The sequence below is a fragment of the Bacillus cereus group sp. Bc010 genome (assembly GCF_027716745.1).
GTDB lineage: Bacteria > Bacillota > Bacilli > Bacillales > Bacillaceae_G > Bacillus_A > Bacillus_A pacificus.
In genome coordinates this window covers 74232-97761 of the sequence record NZ_JAQFUY010000006.1, presented here as the reverse complement: position 1 = coordinate 97761, position 23530 = coordinate 74232, and the positions used below count along the sequence as shown (strand labels likewise).

Here is a 23530-nt window from a genome sequence, read left to right as displayed (position 1 = left end):
TGTTCGTGATGAATGTTGTATATTATAAAAAGATTGCCAATTTAAAACAAAATTCGATTAAAAAGCCCGGTTTCAGGATTTTCTTTTTTATTTAACGAAACAGATTAGTTAAAGAAGGCACTTTATATGATTTGTGAAATATTTTAAAGAGGTAAATTAAATCTATGAAATAATTGTTTAAAATGGTAGTGAAAATTGAATCTGTCTAATTTATTAGAAACGCAGGTATTTCCTTTTCTTTAGAATTAATAGCCTAAAAAATGAATCAACCGTATTATGATACAATAATGAATATACATTTAATTGTTAATATAAATGGAGGAAGAGGAATTGTTAAATATAGACTTTTCTAAAATAAGAAATCATGATGGTAGTCAAGATAACGGTTTTGAAGAGCTAATATGTCAACTTGCTCATTTGTCTCCACCAGACAATGCTGATTATTTTGTAAGAAAAGATGGCGCAGGAGGAGATGCTGGTGTTGAATGCTACTGGAAATTGACCGATGGTTCTGAACACGCTTGGCAAGCAAAATATTTTTTAAGTAATCTTGAAGCAAGTCAGTGGAAACAAATTTCGGAATCAGTAGAAAGTGCATTAGTAAAACATCCAGATTTAACAAAATATTATGTATGTTTACCTCGTGATTGGAATGATAGCCGAAAAAAAGGGCGCGGTGAAAAACTCATTAATTCTAACTGGGATAAATGGGTTGAGCATGTAGAGAAATGGAGCAAGTTGGCTAAGGAAAAAGGCATGAATGTCCAATTTACTTATTGGTGTAAGCATGAAATTAGTCTAATGTTACAAACAGTTGATAATCCCCGATATGCAGGGAAAGCATTATATTGGTTTAATGAACCGGTAATAGAGCATAAACTACTTGAAAAAATCGCACAAAAATCTAGAAATTCTTTAGGTGAACGATTTACACCTCAATATCATATAGATTTACCTATAGCACAACATTTTGACGGTTTAGGACTAACCCCTGAATGGGAAAATACCTTAAAAAAACATCAAAGAGTTTCAAATGAATTAGTAACTGACTTAATTACAAACTTTTTCAAGCAGACTAATACATTTAACTCCCAAGTTTGTTGGGTTAAATTAAAAGATAAAATAATTAATTTAAATGAAAGATTCGATGTTTCATTAAGGAAAAACACTTTTTTACAAAGTCACTTGGACCTCCTTAATATAACGTACGAAGCAGAGGAATTAGCAGCTGAATGTAGCACATCACTTTATAACCAAATGGCTGGAATACAAGAAAAGCAACAAAAAGAGCAATATGAGAAACTGTATAGAATATTAGTACAACGTATTACAACACATCTTTTTACACTAAAAGAATTTTACAGAGGAATCAACGTAGAAATAGCTTCGGCTAAAGCTATTATTCTACTAGGAGAGGCTGGAATAGGAAAGTCTCATCTTTTATGTGACATTACACTTAAACGCCTTAATAAAGGTTTACCAACTTTATTCCTTCTTGGGCAACATTATCCTGGCGGAGATCCAATGGAGTTTATCAAAGAAGCTTTAGAATTAAAAGGATTCTCAAAACAGCAAGTACTTGGTGCATTAAATGCTGCTGCTGAAGCAAAAAAATCTAGAACAATTATAATTATTGATGCTATTAACGAAGGGAAAAATAGAGATGATTGGTATGATAATATTTCTTCTTTTTTAACAGAGTTATCTTACTACCCTAATATTTCAATTGCATTTAGTTGTAGATCTACATATAAGGATTACATTCTACCTGATTTAAGTGAACACAAATTAGTTAATTTATATCATTCTGGTTTTAAAGGATATGAACATCGTGCAGCTTCAAAATATCTTTCTAAACAAGGGATCTCAAAACCTAGTGCACCAATAACATCACCGGAATTTAGTAATCCATTATTTCTAAAAACTAGCTGTAAAGCATTAAAAGCGAATAATTTGACCTCTTTTCCAAAGGGGATGCATGGTCAAAGTGCTATTTTTCACTTTTATACAGATAGTATAGAAAAAATAATTATGAGAACAAAAAGGTATCTCCCAGCAGAAAATGTAGTTACCAAAGTAATTGATATATTTGTTGAATCACTCTTCCCAAAATATTTAGATGGCATGCCAATAAATTTGGCAAGACAAATAATTGATTCTCAAGATCCTAAACCACAGATTGGTGAAAGCTTAACGAACTTGCTAGTGGATGAGGGGATTTTTTCATTTGATATAATCCCTGATTTTGAAGGGACAACAAGAGGAACAGAAGTATTACGGTTTACCTATGAAAGATTCTGTGATTATTTTATCGCCGAAAATATAGTTAAAAACTTTAGAAATTCCGATGATATTATTGAAAGTTTTGCAAAAGATGGTTTTATTGGACAAATAATATACGGAGCGAACCGATATCGATTTGGTGGCATAATAGAAGCTCTAGGTATTTGTATACCTGAAAAATTCAATCGTGAATTTATTGACTTTATCCCAAAGGATTCTTCTAATTATGATTGGTTATTTGCCAAATCATTTTCTGATATACTCCTACTAAGGTCTCCTAACTCAATTACTAAAAAATCACTTGAATTACTTAAGCAACTTCCTACTTACGGTTTTAATGATGAAAGACTAGATGTACTTTTATCATTATCTACCGAACCGAACCATCCGTGGAATGCTGATTTTTTAGATGAAAAACTTATAAATATGCCATTAGCAAATAGAGATGCTTTCTGGTCAACTCATCTTGCTATAAGTGATTGGGAGGAAGGTGAAGAGCAAGGTGAATCTATTGTTAGGACATTAATTGAATGGTCACTTTCAGTAAATCTAGACAATGTTGAAAATGAAAGACTTCGCTTAACCGCGATTATATTAACATGGATGACTACTACTTCAAACCGAAAAGTACGTGATCAATCAACAAAATCATTAGCGCGGATTTTATCGCATGTACCAAATTTTACCTTGATGCTAATTAAAAAATATAATAATGTTAATGATCCATATTTAGTAGAAAGACTTTATGCAGCCATATACGGAGCTGTTTGTAATATTGAAAGCAATGAAGCAATCCAAGAAATCGCCGAATTTATTTTTCATTATATGTTTAAAGAAGGGCATCCTTATCCACATATATTAATTCGAGATTATGCTAGAGGGGTTTTAGAATTAGCTTATCATAGAGGGCTACTGAAAGATAAAATTACCCCTAACGCTTTTAGGCCTCCATATAACAGTAATTGGCCTATTGTAAATCCATCTGATAAAGAAATTGATGAATTAATTGAAGGGGATTTCTGCTCAATTAAAAGTTCCGTAGTAGGTTATTTTGGTGATTTTGGAAACTACACTATGAGCTGTGTACATAATTGGTCTCCCACTGTTTTAAGTGAAGCGGAACCAGAGACCTCATATGAAGCACATCTCAAGTTTGCTAATACTCTACCGGATTATTTAAAGGAAAAGTATATTTCACTTTTAGATAAAAAAATGGAAGATGTTCAAAAGAATAGTTTTGACCTTCATGAATTTTTAGAACAGATTAAACTTAAAAGGGAAAGCGCCAATGAAATTCTTGAAGATATGGATGATGATACTGACGATTTAGTTGAATTAGATAATTATATAGAGAAACAGCCAGAAAATGTCGATGAATGGGAAGAACTTAAAGAAGAAATAAAATCTATATTAAGTGATGAACAATGTGAACATTTTAGATGGCTGACTGAACTTGGGATTAGTGATAGACCAGCCACTTTCAGTAAGAGATGGGTCTGTAACAGAGCTTATGAATTAGGATGGAACAAAAATCTCTTTGAAACTTTCGAAAAAATGCATGCAGGTCATACTAGTAGAATGGCCCCTCGTATCGAAAGAATAGGAAAAAAATATCAATGGATTGCTTTTTATGAACTATTAGCTAAAATGTCGGATAATTTACACTGGATTGATCGTAATTATAGTGATGTCGATGATTCTCAATTCTTTGGTCCTTGGCAAATTTATAAACGAGACATTGATCCTACTGTTTGGAGACGTTCAACTGGAGATTCTGGTTGGGATAATTCTGAAATTTCTTGGTGGCAGCCTTATACTTTCCCTCTTGTGAATGATGATTTTAATGAACAGAAATCTTGGCTATGGAACAGGGAGATTATCACTACATTCACAGAACTATTAGAGAGAGCAAATCCGTTCAATAAAATAAAATGGACAGTTCTTAAGGGCTTCGCTAAATGGAGTAAAAGCCCCGAAAAAAATGAGGATATTATACCAAGACAAGATGCTTGGTTTCGAATTAATTCCTGCATTGTACACAAAAAAGATGTAGAGAATTTAAAAAAACAACTTGCAGGAAAAAATTTATGTAATCCTTATATTTTAAATCTAAATTCATCTGGGCATCAAAGTTTTCTAAGAGAATACCCATGGCATCCCTCTTATACAACATTACATGACTGGATAGATCCTAACTCTGAAGAATATTGGGATAAATTAATCAATGTTAAGCATTTGGTTCCTATAAGTCAATATGATTGGGAATCTGGGAGCGCAGATTACTCTATAGATGAGTCAATTTCATTATATCTCCCTAATAAACATATTGTAAATGAACTAGATCTTAGTTTAAAACCTTATGAACCAGGAATTTGGATAGATTCAAACGGAGACCTAGCATTCATTGATCCTAGTACTAATACCACCGGTCCTTCTTATGCCCTTATAAGAACCGACTTACTTGAGCAATGGTTAGCAAAGTCTGATCTCCAATTAGTTTGGATCATTGGAGGGGAGAAAAATCTCTTTACAAGTATGGCCAGGAGGTTTTATGGCCGACTTATTTATAGTGGCGTATATACTACTGTAAATAATAACCTTGAGGGTGAAATGTGGTTTATTGAAGAACACGGTGATGGAACAGATTAAATCCTACACTTAAAGTATACTTCCTCAATTACACACTCTATTATCTATTTTATATATTAAATTTATAAAAAACAGTCTAGATAAACCAAATAATAAAATAGGGCAGATTTATCATATTGAACCTACTCTATTCCGAAATATGTAAAAATTAATCATGAAAAATAGTAAAGTGTAATCAATTTACTATTTTTTCATGATGTGGAGAAAGTCTTTTCCACATCTAAAGAAGTATCCCAAATGAAGTGCACCCCAATTGTTAGACACAGTCTAACAATTGGAGGTGCATTTTTTATGGCTAAATTTTCTTCAAAAGAAAAAATTCAAGCGGTGAAACGATATTTAAATGGTTCAGAAAGCGGAAAAACAATTGCTAAATCTATAGGAGTTACTCCTAGCTTACTTCGTGGGTGGATTAGAAGATATGAATTTTCAGGTAAAAATGCTTTTGAAAAACGCTATACATCCTATTCTACCCAGTATAAACTAGATGTACTTAATTATATGAATGAACACGGGACATCTATCGGAGTAACAACGGGTCTTTTCAATATTCCGTCTTATGAAACACTTCGGAAATGGAAAATTGCCTATGAAACAGGAAGATTGGATGCCCTAAAATCAAAGAAAAAGGGGCGTCCAACCATGAAAGATAAAAAAATAAAGCCAGTAGTAGAAGGCTCAATAGAAGCACTACAAGCGGAAAATGAGCGTTTACGTATGGAGAATGCATATTTAAAAAAGTTGAATGCCTTAGTTCAAAACAAGGAAAAATCACGAAACAAGACAAAGCACAAGTAATCTATGAGTTAAGGCATGAATTTCCTATCAAGGAGTTACTTCAACTCGCAAACATTCCACGTAGTACATATCATTACTGGATGAAACAGTTCAATCGTCCTGATCCAAATATGGAGGTAAAAGAACTGATTCAAGCTATTTATCATGAACATGATGGGTGTTATGGGTATCGTCGTATTCGTGATGAACTGATGAATCGTGGACACAAAATAAATCACAAAAAAGTGTATCACCTTATGAAAGAATTAGGGTTAAAACGCCTTGTTCGTATGAAAAAATATCGTTCTTACAAAGGGACAGTTGGGCAAATTGCGCCCAATATTTTAAATCGCAATTTCCAAGCGAAAAAACCAAATGAGAAGTGGGTTACAGATATTACGGAGTTTAAGTTATTTGGGGAGAAGTTATACCTATCACCGATGTTGGATTTATTTAATGGTGAAATTATCACGTATACAATTGGTTCAAGACCGACCTATTCCCTTGTTTCAACAATGTTAGACCAAGCCTTTGAACACGTAACAGATCAAGACAAACTCCTCATTCATTCTGATCAAGGGTGGCACTATCAAATGAAACAATACCGTCATTCTCTTAAGCAATATGGCATAACACAAAGTATGTCTCGTAAAGGAAACTGTTATGACAATGCCGTTATTGAAAATTTTTTCGGTATCATGAAATCGGAATTTCTGTATCGAAAAGAATTTGAAAGTATAACACATTTCAAACAAGAATCAGCAAAGTATATAGACTACTATAATCATAAAAGAATTAAGGCAAAGTTAAAGGGTATGAGCCCGGTACAATACCGGGCTCATACCCTAGAGGCTGCCTAATGAACCGACCTGTCTAACTTTCGGGGGTCACTTCATATTTTTGATGACCACATTTAGTTTTTTCGAATAATATTCATTTCTTCGTCAAGAATACCGCTTTTTTACACCTTTCAATTTCATTAAGTTTTTCTTCAGTAGGATTCGTATTGTTCATGTAAAATCATTTACTATATATTTTATATTGTGTAAGATAATAAAGAATATTCAATTATTAATCAGAGGAAGAGATATAAATGAAGCTGCCGCTATTACAAATAGAGACAGAGAGACTTATGATCCGTCCGTTCAAAAATGATGATTATGAAAGTTGGTTCGATGGATTTCATAAGAGGCTACCATCGCAGTATAAATATGACGATGGCTATCAAGTTATGGCATCATCAACAAAAGAATGGTTCACGGAATGGATTAGAGGTTTTGATGAAGCAGCGCATCGAGATGAGATGTATGTATTAGGTATTTTTCGTAAAGAAGACGGAGCTAATATTGGAAAGCTAGAGCTTATAAAAATTTTACGTATGGACTATCAATGGGCGATGATGGGGTATTTCATACATAATCAATATTGGAAAAATGGATATGGCATGGAAAGTGTGAAAGCTGCGTTATCGTTATTTTTTAATTCGCCTCTGATATAATCAGTCTTATAAGAGAGGAATTTTGGTATAACAATGAAAGTAGATAATAATCTTGTAGTGTTCAGGTTGTGTGATCACCGTCATAGCTTATGGAAAATGAAGCGGAAAATGAGGTGAATGGATATGCCAAAGCAGAATAAGGCGTATAAATTTCGTCTGTATCCAACAGAAGCACAAGCACATCTCATACGAAAAACATTTGGGTGTGTACGTTTTGTGTATAACAAAATGCTGGCTGAACGAATAGAAGTATATGAAAAATATAAAGAGGACAAGGAAGAACTAAAGAAAGAAAAATTCCCTACTCCTGCAAAATATAAGATAGAGTATGAATGGTTGAAAGAAGTTGATTCATTGGCATTGGCCAACGCGCAATTAAACTTGCAAACTGCGTATAAGAATTTTTTTAGTGGTCAAAGTGATTTTCCTACATTCAAAAGTAAAAAGAGTAGAAAATCCTATACAACGAATCGAGTAAACGGAAATATTATGTTATTTCATGGTTATATCAAATTACCAAAGTTGAAAATGGTGAAACTGAAGCAACATAGAGAAATCCCGCCAAAACATATCATCAAATCGTGTACGATTTCGATGACACCTACTGGTAAATACTATGTGTCCATCTTGACTGAATATGAAAAAGAGATTGTACAAAAAGAAGTACAAACTGTAGTTGGATTAGACTTCGCAATGGCTGAATTATACGTGAGTAGCGAAGATGAGAAAGCCAATTATCCTCGCTTTTATCGTCAGATGTTAGAGAAATTAGCAAAGGCACAACGAGTATTAGCAAGACGTGTGAAAGGTTCAGAGCGCTGGAATAAACAACGCATTCGTGTAGCGAAGTTGCATGAAAAAGTCGCCAATCAACGTAAAAATTTCCTTCATCTCAAGTCTAAAGAATTAGCTACGAGTTTTGACGTTGTAGCAATCGAAGACTTACATATGAAAGGAATGTCACGAGCACTTAGATTTGGTAAGAGTGTAGCGGACAACGGTTGGAGGATGTTCACGGCATTTTTAGCATATAAGCTACAAGAACAAGGAAAACAGCTTGTAAAAATAGATAAATGGTTTCCTTCTACAAAGATGTGTAGTAATTGTGGAAATAAAAAAGAAATGCCATTATGTGAACGCACGTATGCGTGTTCGTGTGGGCTCACAATTGGCCGTGATTATAATGCAGCGATCAATATCAAAAAGGAAGCCATCCGATTATTAGTGTTGGCATAAATAGTAAGAAAATAACCTTTGGAACAAGGGAGTTAGCTCGGCTGTCCTAGGACAAATTCGTTAGCTATCAAAAGTAACGATGAACCGAGAAGCCTCCACTTCGGGGTAAGCTCGTAAGAGATACTAAGTGGTAGGTAGTTCACGGTTCCTATAGCACTTTAAAGTACGTACTTTTCAATTATATGTGACTCATTCATACTAATACGTAAAGGGTTGAATAATTTATAAAGGGGATGGAAGATGATGAAAACACTTGTAATTGTAGCACATCCTGATATTGAAAAATCAAAAATTAATAAAAGATGGATTGAAGAACTTGAGAAATATTCGGATGAAATTACGGTGCATGAATTATATAAAGCGGCACCGAATTGGGAGTTTAATGTGGAAGAGGAACAAAAGCTGTTAGTAGAACACGACCGATATATATTTCAATTTCCGCTATACTGGTACAGCTCACCACCATTATTAAAAAAATGGTTTGACGATGTATTAACATATGGATTTGCTTACGGATCAAAAGGAGATAAAGTGAAGGGGAAAGAATTTGGTGTAGCTATTTCGATAGGTGGATTAGAAAAAGACTATGAAAATAGTGGGATCACGATGGATGAGTTAACAAAACCATTTCAAGCTACATGCTTATATACAGATATGAAATTTATACCTTCGTTTTATTTATACGGTGCTGAATATAAATTAAGTGATGAAGAGATTGATAAAAGCGCACCGGAGTATGTACGATATGTGATGAATAAGGAGTATTCTAATATATAAGAGGGAATAGCCATTTACTTGTTAAGTAGATGGCTATTTTTATAAAATTTATATTCACTAAGTGTAATCTTTAGTAAATTAATAATTAATCTGGTAAAATAAAAAACCTAACATATATAAAGGGGAGTTTTACTTGAGAACGATGCAAAAATTATTACACAAAAGAGCAATGCAATCACCAAATTTGGAAGCGCTTGTAGGGGGAGGGAAAAGGTATTCGTTTCAGCAGTATAATGAACGAGTAAATCAGCTTGCACATTATTTGTTACAGAGCGGTGTACAAAGAGGAGATCGTATTGGAATACTATGCAAAAATAATCATCCATTTCCAAGCGTTATGATGGCAAGTTTAAAAATTGGGGCTGTATGTATTCCGCTAAACCATCAGCTTACTGCGTATGAATTAGAAACGATTGTAAAAGAAGCAAAATTAAAAGTGTTAGTTATTGATGAAGAGTTCCATGAAGCTTTAAAGATTGATGCTGTTAAAGAAATTCCTTATGTAATTCAAACGACAAAAGAAGGCTTTGGTTCATTTGAATTAACATTACAAGAACAGCCAAGTACAGAGCCGAACGTAGAAGTTCATGAAGATGATGATGCCATTTACTTATTTACTTCAGGAACGACTGGACAAGCAAAAGCATGTGTAATTGGACATAAAAACTTACATCATTATTTTGCAGAGATTGCAGGACAAAGAGAAATTCCGGCAGGAGAACGCTTTTTATCCGTGCATCCATTGTTCCATATGAGTGGCGTGCTTTCTATTTTAAATTGCATTTATCACGGTGTTACGATGATTTTCTTAGCTGATTCGAATCCTACTCTTATTTGGGATAAGATTGAAGAAGAGAAAATTACGACGATGCTTGCATTCCCAGCTGTTTATAGCTATATGCTTGATGAACTAAATAAAAAGGAACGTAACATTTCAACTTTTAAAGTAGCACAAAGCGGTGGAACAAAAGTGCCAGAAACACTCATCCAAAAATATATGGAAAAAGGAATATATATGGTGCAAGGCTATGGTAGTACAGAAGGTTGGGTTGTAACTTCATGGCATCCAATGATGGGAAAAGAAAAGATGTCTTCTGTAGGGAAAACCTTGAAACATGTAGAGGTGAAAATTGTTCATCCAGAAACAGGACATGAACTAACAACAAATGAAGTTGGGGAGATTCATGTAAGGAGTCCATATATGTTTAAAGGGTATTGGAATAATGAAAAGGCGACAAAGAAAGTAGTAAAAGATAATTGGTTTAACATGGGCGATGCTGGCATGATAGATGACGATGGATTCCTGCATATTATGGGAAGATATAAAGACGTTATCATACGCGGTGGTGATAACGTATATCCAGATCAAGTAGAAGATGTTATTCATGAAATACATGGTGTTTTAGAAGTTGCAGTAGTTGGGGTTCCAGATGATTTTTGGGGAGAGGTTCCAACGGCGTATATTGTAAAAGATATGCAAACATCTTTAACGGAAGAAGAAATTATACAGCATTGTAAAGAAAAACTGGCAAGTTATAAAATACCAGAAGTTGTATTTATGGACAAATTACCGAAAAATGCTTTAGGGAAAGTGTTGAAGAGGGAATTAAGAGAAGGTGTACTTGTAAAATAAAAAATGATTAGGTGATGAGGAATCCAGTTATGTATAAAGCATAACTGGATTTTTTGTTTATCAAGAACATAATAATTTACTAGATTTTGTATTTTGTGTAAGATAATAAAGAAAATTCAAATATTAATTAAGGGAAGAGATGTAAATGAAGCTTCCGCTATTACAGGTAGAGACAGAGAGACTTATGATTCGTCCGTTCCAAAATGATGATTATGAAAATTGGTTCGATGGATTTCATAAGAGGTTACCATCGCAGTATACATATGACGATGGTTATCAAGTTATGGCATCATCAACGAAAGAATGGTTCACGGAATGGATAAGAGGTTTTGATGAAGCAGCACATCGAGATGAAATGTATGTATTAGGCATTTTTCGTAAAGAAGACGGGGCTAATATTGGAAAGCTAGAACTTATAAAGATTTTACGTATGGATTATCAGTGGGCAATGATGGGCTACTCTATTCATAATCAATATTGGAAAAATGGATATGGGGCAGAAAGTGTAAAAGCTGCGTTACCGTTATTTTTTAATCGTCTTCATTTTCATAGAATTGAATTACATATACGTGTTGATAATGAGCCATCCGTTCGTCTTGCGGAAAGAGCGGGTTTTTCATTTGAATGTAAGAGAGAGGCGTTTTCATTAGAGAATGGTAAGTGGGTGGATTTTCTTATTTATTTTAAAAATAAGGAGATGAATATATGAGAGTTTTAATTACAGGTGGAAATCGTGGATTAGGGTTACAGTTAGTAAAAGTGTTTCATGAAAATGGACATATCGTTTATCCGTTAGTTAGAACTGAGGCTGCGTTAATACAATTGAAGAAAATGTTTAGTTGCAGATGTTTTCCTATATTGGCAGACTTATCACTTGATGAGAGTACGGAGCAAATTAAGAACCAGCTTGCGGAATATACAGGGTATTTGGATCTAGTTATAAATAACGCTGGCATTACTGGAAAGGAGACTGAAGTTTTACATACGAATTCAGAAGAGTTAACGGATGTATTTAATATTCATTGTTTAGGTGTAATTCGAGCTGTAAAAGGTACATATGTAGCTTTAGAGAAATCGGATCATCCGAGAATAATAAATGTGTCCTCTCGATTAGGTTCATTACATAAAATGGCGAACAAAGAGTTTTCGCAAGGTCAGTTTTCCTATTCCTATCGAATTGCTAAAGCTGCACAAAATATGTTAACGCTCTGCTTACAACAAGAGTTTGAGGATAAAGGAATTCGTGTAACTGCTATTCACCCAGGAAAATTAAAAACTGATATTGGTGCTTTTGATGCGAATATGACTCCGGCTGAAGGAGCAAAAAATATATATGATTGGGTAATCGATTCAAATGTGGATGCTTCAGGTAAGTTTATTGAGCCGGGTGTGGGGGAATTGAAGTGGTGAAGTACGACCTTACAGTTGTTCAAAGTTTATTTGGTCCTTCAAAAAAAGTATTAAATGGCTTGCCAAATGCATTAACGATTGAAGAGATAGAAGAAGATATTTTTTATAACGTACAAACTTATAAAGAGAAGATAAGTAGGTTTGAAGAAATTTGTTTTAACTGGGAGTTAAAAAGAGCGAGTATTGTATTAAACAAAAGGTTTAGTAGTTATAACTCAAGTGTGAGAATGTTACTTGATGCCGGTTTTTCTTTGTATGCCGCAAAGATAGAAGTATGTAGAGAATTGAACAATGTAGAAGAGCCTGAAAGACAATATACATATCGATCAATAGCAGAAGGAACGTTATCGGAAAAAGATTTTAAATATATTTGGGAACAATGTATGTCGGGTTCAGGGAATCAAACTTCAATTTTAACTATCGATGAGCATTTTTATTCAGTGCAAACAGAGTTAGGTAAGGGCTGGGAAAGGTCATGTATTGTTTTTTATGATAAAAATGAGCCGATTGGTATGTCTATACCCCATATAGAAACTGGAACAGAAAGTGAAGGACGATTATTTTACTTTGGGGTAATGCCTTATTATCGCGGGAAAGGAATTGCTTCTCGGTTGCACCTTCAATCGTTGCATATGTTAAAGGAAATGGGGGCTACTTATTACATCGGAAGCACGCATACATCGAATGAAAAGATGCAGAGGATATTTTGGAGAAATCATTGTTCGTTGAAAACGGAGATAGAGCTTTATTATAAAATTTTTAATGAGGGTTAGGAGAAAAGAAAATGAAGACTATAAATGTATTTCATTATGACGCATTTACGAATAAACCGAATATGGGGAATCCAGCAGGTATTGTATTAGAGGCAGATGGATTAACGGAAGGGGAGATGCAGCTTATTGCTGAAAAAGTTGGATATAATGAAACAACTTTTGTTCTTTCCTCAGAAGTAGGAGATATAAGAATGCGCTACTTTACACCTGGTTTTGAAATGGATTTATGTGGTCATGGGACAGTAGGGACGCTATATGCCTTGCGCGAAAAAGGTTTATTAGAAGAGAAAAGTAACCTTACGATTGAAACGAAGGCTGGGATTTTACCGATACAAATAGGTGTAAATGAAAATGGAGAAACCTTTATTAAAATGAGGCAGGCAGCACCTCAGTTTAAAGAATTTACAGGTTCAAAAGAAGAATTAGCTCATAGTATCGGTTTAGAAGTAAATGATTTAGATGTAAGTTTACCGATTGTATATGGAAGTACTGGTAATTGGACTGTAATTGTACCGATTAAAAATCTAGATGCGTGTGAGAGAATGAACCCTAATAATGCTGCATTTCCATCAGTATTAAAAGAAATACCTAATGCTTCTATTCACCCAATTTGTCTAGAAACTTATGATGAACAGGCACAAATGCATGGACGTCATTTCTCATCGGCTTATGCTGGAACGATAGAAGATCCAGTGACAGGAACAGCTTCAGGTGTAATGGGGGCGTATTATGCGATGTATTTGGAAAAAGATTTTGACCATGAAATGGAGTTAATTGTTGAACAAGGACAGGAAATAAATAAAGATGGTCGTGTAACGGTATATGTAACGAAAGATGTAGAAAATGAGAAGTTACAAATAGATATTGCTGGAATAGCGGTGTATGTGAAAGAATTTGAAGTTTCAATATAAAAAAGAAAGCCCGGCATACATCCGGACTTTCATTATCTGTTCAATACTTCAATATACGAAGCATCGCCAGTTGTTCTTAAAGCAGAGCGGAAATTGTTGTTTTCTAACGTTTTAGCGACTTGTTGTAACTGCTGTGCATCATCATGATGGATAAGTAAGCTGTCAGCACCGCTTTCTTCTATATGAATGTGTTCGACATTTCCAATGGCATCATGTACAGCTTTTAAAAATTCAGGTTTCATATTGTCCTCCTATAGGTATGTAACGTTTTTGTTAGTATTTCCTTATTTTTGAAATATAAAAGTAAATGTTTTTTGTTATATTAAGATTTTTAGAAGGAATTCCTTTGTGTTTGTCAAATAATAGTAAAGTTGTCTTTTAAATTGATGGAATCTTCGGTATTAAAGGGTGAGGGAATGGACATTTCAGTAATCGCTGCACAACTAGTTAAGGAGAAAGTGATTTCACATGATCTAAATAGCATAAAAGTGTTGAACGGAGGAACGACAAGTACAGTGTGTTTCAGAAAAGAAAAAGGATTTACTGTAATTCCATTATCATTTTATTAATTGAAAATAAAAAATCAGCTTAATAAAAATATAGGGATAGGGGAAATGATCATGAAAAATTATGTTTGTACAACGTGTGGTGTGCAGTATGCAGCGAGTGTAGAAGAACCGGTGAGTTGTCATATTTGTGATGAAGAAAGGCAATATGTGAATCCGAAAGGACAGTCTTGGACGACGCTAGAAAGCTTACAAACAAGTGATACATATAAAAATGAAATAATCGAAGAGGAAAACGAGCTTTATAGTATTACGACAAAACCAGGGTTTGCGATCGGTCAAACGGCATATGTAGTGAAAACAGAGTCATATCGTTTGCTGTGGGACTGCATTACTTATTTAGATGAAATGACAATTACGAAAATAAAAGAGCTTGGCGGATTAGATGCGATTGCATTGTCTCATCCTCATTATTATTCAACGCAAGTAGAATGGGCAGAGACATTTGATGTACCAATTTACATACATGAAGATGATAAAGAGTGGGTGATACGCCCGAGTAGTCGTATTATTTATTGGTCTGGTGAGTCTTTACAATTAGCGGATGGATTGGTCATTCATCGTTTAGGTGGTCATTTTAAAGGAGGATCTGTCTTACATTGGGAAGAAGGTAATGACGGAAAAGGAATTTTGTTAACAGGCGATATTATTCAAGTTGTAGCAGATGAGCGATGGGTAAGCTTTATGTACAGCTATCCAAACTTAATTCCATTACCAGCGAGAAAAGTGGAAGAAATGGTGAATCGAGTAAAGCCGTTACAATTTAATCGTTTATACAACGCTTTTCATCGTGTAGTAAAAGAAAATGCAAATGAGGCAGTGGAACGTTCTGCTGAAAGATATATGAAGGCGGTAGAAGGAAAATTATTTCATACATAAAAGGAGAGTTAGACTTTATGAATACGTTAGTATGCTTCGGTGATAGTATTACAGCTGATGAAACGTTTTTTGATGGAACGCCGAGGTTAACACCGCGTTTGCAAGAGATGTTTCCGAATTGGAAGGTGGTAAATGCGGGGGTTCCGGGTGATAATACGTTCGATGCGTTACATAGAATTGAAGAAGATGTATTATCACATAAACCAGATTTCGTAACAGTTTTTCTTGGCACGAATGATGCAGTTTCTTTTTCACAAGGATCATTACAAGTATATAAAGAAAACTTAGAGAAGATTGTGAAGCGGATTTCGTCAGATAAAGTACTGCTTATCAGTCCCGCGCCAGTTGATGAGGAAAGACAGCACAATAGAACAAATAAAGTGCTCGGTCAGTATGCAGATGTGGTAGAGAAAGTGGCGAAAGAAACGGGAAGTCACTTTCTAAATTTGTATGCTGAAATGATTCAAGAACGTGATTATAAAAGGTTTGTAGAAAATGATGAAAAAGATGGTTTGCACTTTGGGATAGAAGGCTATGAGTATGTAGCGAAGTTAATTGGTGAAAAGTTAAAAGGGATTTTATAAAAAAGCAAAGCGATATCGCTTTGCTTTTCGTTGTTTTTTAGTAGTTCAATCTAAAAATGCTTGCTGCAATGCTTTCAGTCCATCACTGTAAATACCATGAAACAGATTTATTGCCTCTTCATCACTAACCTCAACAGGAGTGAACGTACCAAACCACTCTACTAATGATGTTTTACTTTCAGCACCTTCTTTAACCCGGATTGTGGACTCATAATTAGTGACTGGGAATGGTGAATTCATGATTGAATACGTGTAGTACCGTTCCTTATCATTGAATACTTCTAAACGTTCTATAATCGTATCACCATCTGGATTAGCTAGGTGACGTACACGACCGCCTTCAGTTAATTTACTGCTAGGTATATAAGGTAACCAGTCTGGAAGGGAGTTGAATCCTCCAATTAATTGCCATACTTGTTCAGGTGAACCGAAAATTTCCATAGATGTAGTAGTGTGTGCCATATTTGTTATGCTCCTTTTTAACCTGAATTTTTTATTTAATATATAATTTATAAATCAAAACTATATACTTTTTATAACTAAACTATATAATAAATATAGAAACGAAAATTTATGAGCAAGGAAGTTGAAGAACATGACATTAACAATGGGCTTTATTGGATTTGGAAAGTCAGCTAACCGCTATCACTTACCTTATGTAAACACACGTAATAATATAAAAATAAAAACGATTTTTGTACGTCAAATAAATGAAGAATTAGTAGCTCCATATGAGGAAAAAGGTGCTAGCTTTACTACTGATTTGGATGAATTGTTGAATGATAAAGAAATCCAAGTAGTGACAGTCTGTACGCCAGCACATACGCATTATGAATTGGCGAAAAAAGTTATACTTGCGGGAAAGTCAGTTATCGTTGAAAAACCATTTTGCGATACAGTAGAACATGCGAAAGAATTGTTAGCTTTAGGACGAGAGAAAGGTGTAGTAGTTATGCCTTACCAAAACCGTCGTTTTGATGGTGATTTTTTAGCAGTGAAGCAAGTTGTGGAACAAGGATTCCTTGGTGATATTGTCGAGATTGAATCACATATTGATTATTTCCGTCCTGGTTCAATCATTCATGAAGCTCCAAAAGAAGAAGGCGCATTTTATAGTTTAGGTATTCATACGATGGACCGTATGATTGCACTGTTTGGCCGTCCAGATACGGTGACATACGATATTCGTAATAATGAAGTGGAAGGTGCGGTTGATAACTATTTTGATGTTAGTCTACATTATGGAAATAAGCTGAAAATTAAACTAAAAACGAACCATGTTGTAGCGAAGGATTATCCGCGTTTTATCGTTCATGGGACAAATGGATCGTTTATTAAATATGGTGAAGACCAGCAGGAAAATGATCTGAAAGCGGGTATTATGCCTGAGAGTGCAGGATTTGGTGAAGATTCGCCGATGTACTATGGGGTTGCTAAATATCGCAATGCAAACGGTGATTGGATTGAAAAACAAATTAAAACGCCGCTTGGTGATTACGGTCGTTTCTATGATGCAGCGTATGAAACAATTGTAAATGGTGCACCAAAGCTTGTGAAAGACGAAGAAGCAATAACGAATATTGAAATTTTAGAAAATGGATTCGCTGCGCCATCACCTTCAGTTTACAAACTGGAGGCTTTACATTTGAATGAATAGAAGAGGGAATACAGCATAAAGGAGGTATGGAAATGGCAAGCGGATCAACACAAGTAAAATACCTCGGCATTTATCAAAAAATGAAACAGAAAATTTTAGATGGCGAATATAAAATCAACGAAAAAATTCCAAGTAGTCCTATACTTGCTGAAGAATTTGGCGTTTCAGTCCTGACAATAAAAAAAGCGCTGGATCTGTTAGTGAGAGACGGATACATCATCCGTCGGCGCGGAAGTGGAACAGTCGTTCAAGATTGGCGTCAACAGGAAAAGGCACGAATGATTCAAACTTTAACAGGTACGAAAGCTGTTTATGGCAGCGAGGTAGAAAGTAAAATTATCGAGTTTACGATTGTCGGAGCTGAGGAAATCATTGCTGAAAAATTGGGCATTTCAGTAGGGGATTTCGTATATAAAATCATTCGCCTTCGTATCATTCACAGTATCCCAACGATTATGGAGCATACATGGATGCCTATTTCGGTCATTCCAGGTGTTGAAGCTTCGGTTTTAGAGGAGTCGATCTACTCATACATTCAAAATAAACTAGGTCTTAAAGTGGGAACATCCGTTGTTAGGGTCAAAGGAATTCGCCCAGATGATAGGGAAAAGCAGTTTATGAACTTAACAAATCAAGATTTTCTAATGAGAGTGGAGCAGGTGGCCTATTTAACGGATGGACGAACTTTTGAATACTCTTATGCTGATCACCTGCCAGAAACCTTTGAATTTGAAACAGTTATTACTGCAAAAAGTTATAAAGAGGTATAAAAAATAGGTTGGGGCACGTATTGCCTCAACCTATTTTTGTGTCTTCAATAACGCTATGGGGGAAATTCACATAAAAAAATGATTAATTACTCCAAGACTTAACATTTGATTAATTGAACTGTAAGGTTTAAAATTACAGTAAGCTTTTTAGAAGTGAGTTGTCATCGTCTGTAAAATGTAGTTTCAACAAATGTATAGAAGAAGCATTTTAAAAGAAATGAATAATAGAGATAAATGAAACATTGCTGAATAACTAACATTACGTGAATTTGATTCTAAACTGTAATTTTTTTTAATACATTTCAGTAACCGATATTTAAAATGTGCATTTCATAAAAAAATTAAAGGAGTGAGTGAAATATGGTGGTTTTATATACAACAGCAAGCTGTAGTTCATGCCGAAAAGCAAAAGCATGGCTGGAGGAGAATCAAATTGATTATACTGAAAAAAATATCGTATCCAACTCTATGACAGTGGATGAACTTAAATCCATTCTTCGTTTAACGGAAGAGGGAGCTACTGAAATTATTTCAACTAGATCCAAAACTTTTCAAGACTTAAATATAAATATAGATGAGCTCTCGCTAAATGAATTTTATACATTAATCATTGAGCATCCGCTAATGTTGCGTCGTCCAATTATGCTGGATGAGAAAAGATTACAGATTGGTTTTAACGAAGAAGAAATTCGCAAATTTTTACCACGTAGCGTCCGAACATTTTTAAATATTGAACTGCAAAAGTTGGCTAATTAACAAGTAATATTTTTTAAGAAAAGTTTTTTGAAAGGAGGAAGCAGAAGATGATTGAAGTATGTGTTACAGTTAATTATAACGATAGAAATTATCAAACAAATGTTATTGTAAGCAAAGATACAGTGTGGAAAAAAATTAAACAGTTGGCAGAAGAACAAGTGAAGAAACAATGGAGTCTTTAAATGTATTGTAACTTAAAAAGCTAAATGAAGTTATGGAATCTATTTCTTTATGCTAAGAGTGGGTCTTATATGTTTTAATGTTTGGCTAATCTATCTGTAATGTTTATAGCTACAGTATGTGAATATAGGAGAAATAATTTTTTTGGATCGTAGGAGGAAAATAATGAGCAGCGACTTTACCTTGGCCATACACAGTTTAACTTATTTAGCTTTACAGCCAGACCGGATGTCAACAAGTAACGCTATTTCAGAAAGTGCAGGTGTTCACCCAGTACGCATTCGCAAAGTGCTAAGTTTGTTAAAAAAACATAAGTTTATACAATCGAAAGAGGGGACTGGTGGCGGTTTTATTTTTGCTCGAGATTTAAGTGAAGTTAACCTTTGGCATATATATCAGATAACCTCTGAAGGTGCGTTGCAGCCTAAGTGTCCTGAGTCAAATAATCAGTGTATTGTAGGTTCAAACATGCGAAAAGTTCTTTTCGCTATTTTCTTAGGTGCGGAAGAACATCTAGGTGAATACTTAAAGAACTATACAATGAAAGAAGTTGTTGATCTTATCAATCAAGAACGTTAAGCGGCTTACTTGTTATATAGAGCCGTAAGTTCTTACTATTTAAATGTAATGGAAAATATTACAGTTTGATTTCGTTTTTATTCCTTGTTTATCGTTACAAAAAATATTGACAAGAAGGTGAAAAAGTATGTTGTCAAATAATAATCATGTTTTAAAAGTAGGAGATTGGGTTCGTGGAATATCAAATGAGGGCGAATTTATAGTTGGTTACATTGTATCACTTGATGAAGTGGAAGATGTAGTTACAGTTAGCATTGTGAAACGCGACGACAAGTACACAAAAAACGAAGCGATTTTACTCTTTAGTAAACATGTTAACAAACTCCCTGAATCAAAGGTAATCAATAAGGAGCAAATCCTTTATCTTATAGACCTTGCATTATTAACAGGAGACGAAGAATGGTTTATCGAGCTTTCTTCAAAATTAAACTCGATAAAAGAGCTAGTTAACGAGAGGTTTTAGAGATTATATGATTTGCTTTTAATAGGTTGAATCGTGCAATAATCAATAATATCATCTCTTTTGTTGCATTTTAATAAAAGAGGTGATTGGTTGTATGAAAATAAAAATAATTAGCATCATATGTTTTCTGAGTTTTTTATTACCCTGTATTCCCACTCAAGCAATTGTAAAAAATAAAGGCTTTGACATAGATTTAACCGGTTATGAAATTTATTCGTTTGGTGATTTTAATCAATTAGGTTATAAGATAACACCACTTACTCAACTGTTTCTAGGGATAGTCCAAACAGAAGGTGAGTGGATTGATGAACCAAGATTATATATTAAGGGAAATAAAGGTTATTTTCATCTTTGGAAAGCAGACGGTACGAATGTTCTTTATACTGTTGAAAAGAGTGGCGGTTTTTGGAAAATTATAGATGTGAAAAGGAAGGAAATTAACAGAATACCCGTACCAAAACAGTTTTTAAAAGAAGTGGTCATTAATCTCTTATTAGAGCCGATAAGTAAAGAAGTTGAAAACTATTATAAGGAACCAAAACTTTGGTATCGAGGTTCTGAAAAAATACTTGAAATAAAAACAGATAAAACAAACAATATTTTTTATGTAACTGTTCAAATTCAAACTTTTGAGGGTGCGCATAATCCGCCTTATGGAGAGGACACAATTACTTTTCGTATAAAAGGAAACGATGTAAAAACGATTCGGTATAAACATAGAGATATTCCTGAAGAAGAGTTGAAAAAAATCGAATTAAGGTGACTTTGAAATGATTTGTTTGCCCACTCCTGATAATGATAATTATGTCAATGAGCTGCCTGATATGGGCAGCTCATTTTATTTTTTCGTGTAGCGTAGGTTTTTGTAAAATGTTAGCGGTCCTCTTATTGCTATGAATTAAAAAAGTATTTTTCCTAAAAATGTATATGAATGCAATAGTGATAATATATATCCTTAAAATTTGTTTGTACATTCAAAAAGATATTTCTTTTTAACTACGTTAATCATTTATCGGAATATCTTTTTTTGATTAAAATAATTTTTTGACAGAAAAAAATATAAGTATCTTTAAAATGAGTAACTTTGATAAGTATTGTATGACTGTATTTTATTTTAATTCATTCAGTTTTAAGCGCTAGGAACAAGGGTTGTGTACGAACTGTAAAATATTATCCATATAAAATTTTGTTCACTAAATATTTCTGAAAATATAAAAATATTAATTTTATAAATATACACGTTATAATGAGGGCGTCGAGAGAAATTTTATTATCTCTGGAGAAAATATAAAAAATGCGATTATAAGTAAGAAAGGTGTGTGGTTAGAGGCGAAATGTATGTAAAGTGCTTCAGTGGCTTGTGTAATCAATACCATAAATGCTGCCGAAGCTATGAAAGTGATGTATAGAATTGAGAAAGAAATGCCTCATAAATGAAGAGAGGCCGGTTTAACTAAAATTACTTGTTACAAGTAATTTAGAGAAACCATTAAAGTAATACATTGTTATTAAAAATGTTGCAACGTATTTATGAAATCTATTCTATATTGTTCTCTTAAGCGGTCTTTATATAAGGAGCGGATAGTACGAGTAAACTTTTTTGTTAACGCTAACAATTATATTAGGACGCTATCTAGCGAATGTTTTAATTTGGATTCATTTTGATGAAGGACATACAATGTGGGGCAACTTGTAAGGAATTCATTTTCCGAAAAAGAAAAATATTCGTTAGCTATAAAGAGAGCTGCAGGAATAGATAAAAGGGGGAGTTATTATATGAACGGGAATACTGCAAAGAAAATAGAAGTTCAAGCTGAAAATACCGCACGAAAAAACGAGCAATATGCAGATCCGAAAAAGTGGCATAAGCAGGATACTACATGGGCACTCAGTCTATTTGGAACTGCAATTGGAGCAGGGGTGCTCTTTTTACCGATTAATGCAGGTTCAGGTGGATTATTATCGTTACTACTAATTACATTGCTTGCATATCCAGTTATGTATTACTCACATAGGGCACTTGCTAAAATGATATACGCTTCTAATTCTGCTGATGAGGGGATCACAGGTACAATTAGAGAGTATTTCGGAAATAAAGCGAGTATCATTTTTAACATCGTATATTTCGGTTCAATTTATACAATCGTACTAATGTATTCGGTTGCGCTTACAAACACTACAAGTAGTTTTATCGTACATCAATTGCACATGCCAGAACCTCCAAGGGCTATTTTATCACTTGTATTAGTTCTTGGTCTTATCGCTATACTGAATTTTGGTCAAGATATTACTGTAAAAGTCATGAGTATGCTAGTGTATCCTTTCATAGCTTCTCTACTATTTATCGCAATATCTTTAATTCCACAGTGGAATACGTCAATGCTTAGCTTTTCAGCTGTTTCTACTGCTTCAACAGGAACAGGATATTTTGGAACGATATTAATGATTTTACCAATCATTGTATTCTCATTTAATCATTCACCTATGATTTCATCATTTGTTGTGAAACAGAGAGCTACGTATGGAATCGAAGCTACTGATGCGAAATGTGCGCAAATACAAAAAGTTTGTTACATCATGACATTCGTTGTAGTTATGTTCTTCGTTTGGAGTAGTGCACTGAGCTTAACTCCAGAGGATTTAAAAATGGCAAAAGAGCAAAACTTATCAATCCTTTCATATCTAGCGAATGAACTTAATTCACCTGTAATTACGATTGCCGCTCCAATCATTGCTTTTGTGGCTATTACAAAATCTTTCCTTGGCCATTATATCGGAGCATTTGAAGTAATGCGTGACATGATTATTAAGTTCGGTCAATCACGTGGAAAAGTAATTGAAGAAAAAACAATTAAGACAATCGTTCTTACTTTTGTTGTATTATCATGCTGGTTTGTTGCTTACACAAATCCAAGTATTCTTGGACTTATTGATTCTTTAAGTGGTCCATTAGTTGCTGCTATCTTATGTCTATTACCGATGTATGCGATTCAAAAAGTACCAGTACTAGCTAAATACAAAGGGAAAATGAGTAACGTATTTGTTATTATTGTAGGTGTACTTACTGTTTTAGCAAGTATTAAATCATTATTCTAATTCACGATTATTAGTTCGAATGAAAAATAGAACGATTTTGGGACAGGCTTCTC

At 34.1% G+C, this 23530-nt stretch carries 21 protein-coding genes and 2 pseudogenes; 21 read left to right on the top strand and 2 right to left on the bottom strand.

Translation table 11 applies throughout. The annotated features are described in order from the left end of the window. The first annotated feature begins 330 nt into the window (after positions 1–330). The 10 genes and pseudogenes from PDQ68_RS10020 (at position 331) to PDQ68_RS09975 (ending at position 13947) form a co-directional block, all read left to right on the top strand. Complete coding sequence (locus tag PDQ68_RS10020) at positions 331–4932, top strand: NACHT domain-containing protein (protein ID WP_270786671.1); 4602 nt, start codon at positions 331–333, stop codon at positions 4930–4932. A gap of 291 nt (positions 4933–5223) precedes the next feature. Next, positions 5224–6569, top strand: a protein-coding gene (locus tag PDQ68_RS10015) for an IS3 family transposase (protein ID WP_153016948.1) whose coding sequence is annotated in 2 segments (ribosomal slippage) — positions 5224–5665 and positions 5665–6569 — 1347 coding nt in all. Because the reading frame shifts where the segments join, the coding sequence is not laid out codon by codon here. Between the two features lie 233 nt (positions 6570–6802). Further along, positions 6803–7195 (top strand): annotated as a pseudogene (locus tag PDQ68_RS10010) (GNAT family N-acetyltransferase); the annotation flags it as partial. Between the two features lie 135 nt (positions 7196–7330). Then, complete coding sequence (locus PDQ68_RS10005; protein ID WP_061183609.1) at positions 7331–8443, top strand: RNA-guided endonuclease TnpB family protein; 1113 nt, start codon at positions 7331–7333, stop codon at positions 8441–8443. Between the two features lie 243 nt (positions 8444–8686). Further along, on the top strand, positions 8687–9220 hold the full coding sequence (locus tag PDQ68_RS10000) for an NAD(P)H-dependent oxidoreductase (protein ID WP_029141166.1): 534 nt from the start codon (positions 8687–8689) through the stop codon (positions 9218–9220). Between the two features lie 133 nt (positions 9221–9353). After that, the gene (locus PDQ68_RS09995) at positions 9354–10853 is read left to right on the top strand and encodes a class I adenylate-forming enzyme family protein (protein WP_061183608.1); all 1500 of its coding nucleotides are present in this window, start codon (positions 9354–9356) and stop codon (positions 10851–10853) included. A gap of 145 nt (positions 10854–10998) precedes the next feature. Continuing rightward, positions 10999–11562: a GNAT family N-acetyltransferase gene (locus PDQ68_RS09990; protein ID WP_061183607.1), complete on the top strand. Its 564-nt coding sequence runs from the start codon at positions 10999–11001 to the stop codon at positions 11560–11562. Beyond that, positions 11559–12263, top strand: coding sequence for an SDR family NAD(P)-dependent oxidoreductase (locus PDQ68_RS09985; RefSeq protein WP_061183606.1), 705 nt, complete (start codon positions 11559–11561; stop codon positions 12261–12263). The genes PDQ68_RS09990 and PDQ68_RS09985 overlap by 4 nt, the downstream gene beginning before the upstream one ends. Beyond that, the gene (locus tag PDQ68_RS09980) at positions 12260–13036 is read left to right on the top strand and encodes a GNAT family N-acetyltransferase (RefSeq protein ID WP_061183614.1); all 777 of its coding nucleotides are present in this window, start codon (positions 12260–12262) and stop codon (positions 13034–13036) included. The genes PDQ68_RS09985 and PDQ68_RS09980 overlap by 4 nt, the downstream gene beginning before the upstream one ends. Before the next feature lie 11 nt (positions 13037–13047). Then, the gene (locus PDQ68_RS09975) at positions 13048–13947 is read left to right on the top strand and encodes a PhzF family phenazine biosynthesis isomerase (RefSeq protein WP_061183605.1); all 900 of its coding nucleotides are present in this window, start codon (positions 13048–13050) and stop codon (positions 13945–13947) included. Between the two features lie 32 nt (positions 13948–13979). Here PDQ68_RS09975 and PDQ68_RS09970 read toward each other — a convergent pair whose 3' ends face one another. Continuing rightward, positions 13980–14189 carry a hypothetical protein gene (locus PDQ68_RS09970; protein WP_000801653.1) on the bottom strand — a complete coding sequence of 70 codons (210 nt, stop codon included), beginning with the start codon at positions 14187–14189 and terminating at the stop codon, positions 13980–13982. A gap of 129 nt (positions 14190–14318) precedes the next feature. Between PDQ68_RS09970 and PDQ68_RS09965 the strand changes: the two are divergent. The 3 genes and pseudogenes from PDQ68_RS09965 to PDQ68_RS09955 form a co-directional block, all read left to right on the top strand. Further along, a pseudogene (locus PDQ68_RS09965) lies at positions 14319–14483 on the top strand (aminoglycoside phosphotransferase family protein); the annotation flags it as partial. Between the two features lie 84 nt (positions 14484–14567). Further along, complete coding sequence (locus PDQ68_RS09960; protein ID WP_061183604.1) at positions 14568–15392, top strand: MBL fold metallo-hydrolase; 825 nt, start codon at positions 14568–14570, stop codon at positions 15390–15392. A 17-nt stretch (positions 15393–15409) separates the two neighbouring features. Further along, positions 15410–15976 (top strand): SGNH/GDSL hydrolase family protein, encoded by a 567-nt coding sequence (locus tag PDQ68_RS09955; protein ID WP_016718112.1) that lies wholly within the window; start codon positions 15410–15412, stop codon positions 15974–15976. A gap of 45 nt (positions 15977–16021) precedes the next feature. Here PDQ68_RS09955 and PDQ68_RS09950 read toward each other — a convergent pair whose 3' ends face one another. Continuing rightward, a complete protein-coding gene (locus tag PDQ68_RS09950) occupies positions 16022–16438 on the bottom strand; it encodes an SRPBCC family protein (protein WP_000951525.1) in 417 nt (138 codons plus the stop codon). 133 nt (positions 16439–16571) lie between these two features. On the opposite strand from PDQ68_RS09950, the gene PDQ68_RS09945 reads away from it, so the two are divergent. From PDQ68_RS09945 to PDQ68_RS09910, 8 genes are all read left to right on the top strand, one after another. Then, complete coding sequence (locus PDQ68_RS09945) at positions 16572–17633, top strand: oxidoreductase (protein WP_016718110.1); 1062 nt, start codon at positions 16572–16574, stop codon at positions 17631–17633. Positions 17634–17665: 32 nt separating this feature from the next. Then, positions 17666–18403 carry a GntR family transcriptional regulator gene (locus tag PDQ68_RS09940; protein ID WP_016718109.1) on the top strand — a complete coding sequence of 246 codons (738 nt, stop codon included), beginning with the start codon at positions 17666–17668 and terminating at the stop codon, positions 18401–18403. A 360-nt stretch (positions 18404–18763) separates the two neighbouring features. Continuing rightward, positions 18764–19159, top strand: a complete 396-nt coding sequence (gene spxA, locus PDQ68_RS09935) for a transcriptional regulator SpxA (protein WP_000261188.1) — start codon at positions 18764–18766, stop codon at positions 19157–19159. 47 nt (positions 19160–19206) lie between these two features. Continuing rightward, on the top strand, positions 19207–19341 hold the full coding sequence (locus PDQ68_RS09930) for a BA3454 family stress response protein (protein ID WP_000573534.1): 135 nt from the start codon (positions 19207–19209) through the stop codon (positions 19339–19341). A gap of 163 nt (positions 19342–19504) precedes the next feature. Next, positions 19505–19918 carry an Rrf2-family transcriptional regulator SaiR gene (saiR, locus tag PDQ68_RS09925; RefSeq protein ID WP_000093222.1) on the top strand — a complete coding sequence of 138 codons (414 nt, stop codon included), beginning with the start codon at positions 19505–19507 and terminating at the stop codon, positions 19916–19918. Between the two features lie 127 nt (positions 19919–20045). After that, on the top strand, positions 20046–20381 hold the full coding sequence (locus PDQ68_RS09920) for an IDEAL domain-containing protein (RefSeq protein ID WP_000950600.1): 336 nt from the start codon (positions 20046–20048) through the stop codon (positions 20379–20381). Between the two features lie 94 nt (positions 20382–20475). After that, entirely contained in the window at positions 20476–21144 is a 669-nt protein-coding gene (locus PDQ68_RS09915) for a DUF3888 domain-containing protein (protein ID WP_061183603.1), read from the top strand. Between the two features lie 1013 nt (positions 21145–22157). Further along, on the top strand, positions 22158–23477 hold the full coding sequence (locus tag PDQ68_RS09910) for an aromatic amino acid transport family protein (protein ID WP_061183602.1): 1320 nt from the start codon (positions 22158–22160) through the stop codon (positions 23475–23477). Positions 23478–23530 lie beyond the last annotated feature (53 nt).

Bases quoted from the DNA above. Each gene is read 5' to 3' on its own strand.
- PDQ68_RS09970 (WP_000801653.1), bottom strand. From the start codon at position 14,189: ATGAAACCTGAATTTTTAAAAGCTGTACATGATGCCATTGGAAATGTC.
- PDQ68_RS10005 (WP_061183609.1), top strand. From the start codon at position 7,331: ATGCCAAAGCAGAATAAGGCGTATAAATTTCGTCTGTATCCAACAGAA.
- PDQ68_RS10000 (WP_029141166.1), top strand. From the start codon at position 8,687: ATGAAAACACTTGTAATTGTAGCACATCCTGATATTGAAAAATCAAAA.
- saiR (WP_000093222.1), top strand. From the start codon at position 19,505: ATGAGCAGCGACTTTACCTTGGCCATACACAGTTTAACTTATTTAGCT.
- PDQ68_RS09920 (WP_000950600.1), top strand. From the start codon at position 20,046: ATGTTGTCAAATAATAATCATGTTTTAAAAGTAGGAGATTGGGTTCGT.
- PDQ68_RS09915 (WP_061183603.1), top strand. From the start codon at position 20,476: ATGAAAATAAAAATAATTAGCATCATATGTTTTCTGAGTTTTTTATTA.
- PDQ68_RS09945 (WP_016718110.1), top strand. From the start codon at position 16,572: ATGACATTAACAATGGGCTTTATTGGATTTGGAAAGTCAGCTAACCGC.
- PDQ68_RS09975 (WP_061183605.1), top strand. From the start codon at position 13,048: ATGAAGACTATAAATGTATTTCATTATGACGCATTTACGAATAAACCG.
- PDQ68_RS09990 (WP_061183607.1), top strand. From the start codon at position 10,999: ATGAAGCTTCCGCTATTACAGGTAGAGACAGAGAGACTTATGATTCGT.
- PDQ68_RS09930 (WP_000573534.1), top strand. From the start codon at position 19,207: ATGATTGAAGTATGTGTTACAGTTAATTATAACGATAGAAATTATCAA.
- PDQ68_RS09910 (WP_061183602.1), top strand. From the start codon at position 22,158: ATGAACGGGAATACTGCAAAGAAAATAGAAGTTCAAGCTGAAAATACC.
- PDQ68_RS09940 (WP_016718109.1), top strand. From the start codon at position 17,666: ATGGCAAGCGGATCAACACAAGTAAAATACCTCGGCATTTATCAAAAA.
- PDQ68_RS09960 (WP_061183604.1), top strand. From the start codon at position 14,568: ATGAAAAATTATGTTTGTACAACGTGTGGTGTGCAGTATGCAGCGAGT.
- PDQ68_RS09985 (WP_061183606.1), top strand. From the start codon at position 11,559: ATGAGAGTTTTAATTACAGGTGGAAATCGTGGATTAGGGTTACAGTTA.
- PDQ68_RS09955 (WP_016718112.1), top strand. From the start codon at position 15,410: ATGAATACGTTAGTATGCTTCGGTGATAGTATTACAGCTGATGAAACG.
- PDQ68_RS09950 (WP_000951525.1), bottom strand. From the start codon at position 16,438: ATGGCACACACTACTACATCTATGGAAATTTTCGGTTCACCTGAACAA.
- spxA (WP_000261188.1), top strand. From the start codon at position 18,764: ATGGTGGTTTTATATACAACAGCAAGCTGTAGTTCATGCCGAAAAGCA.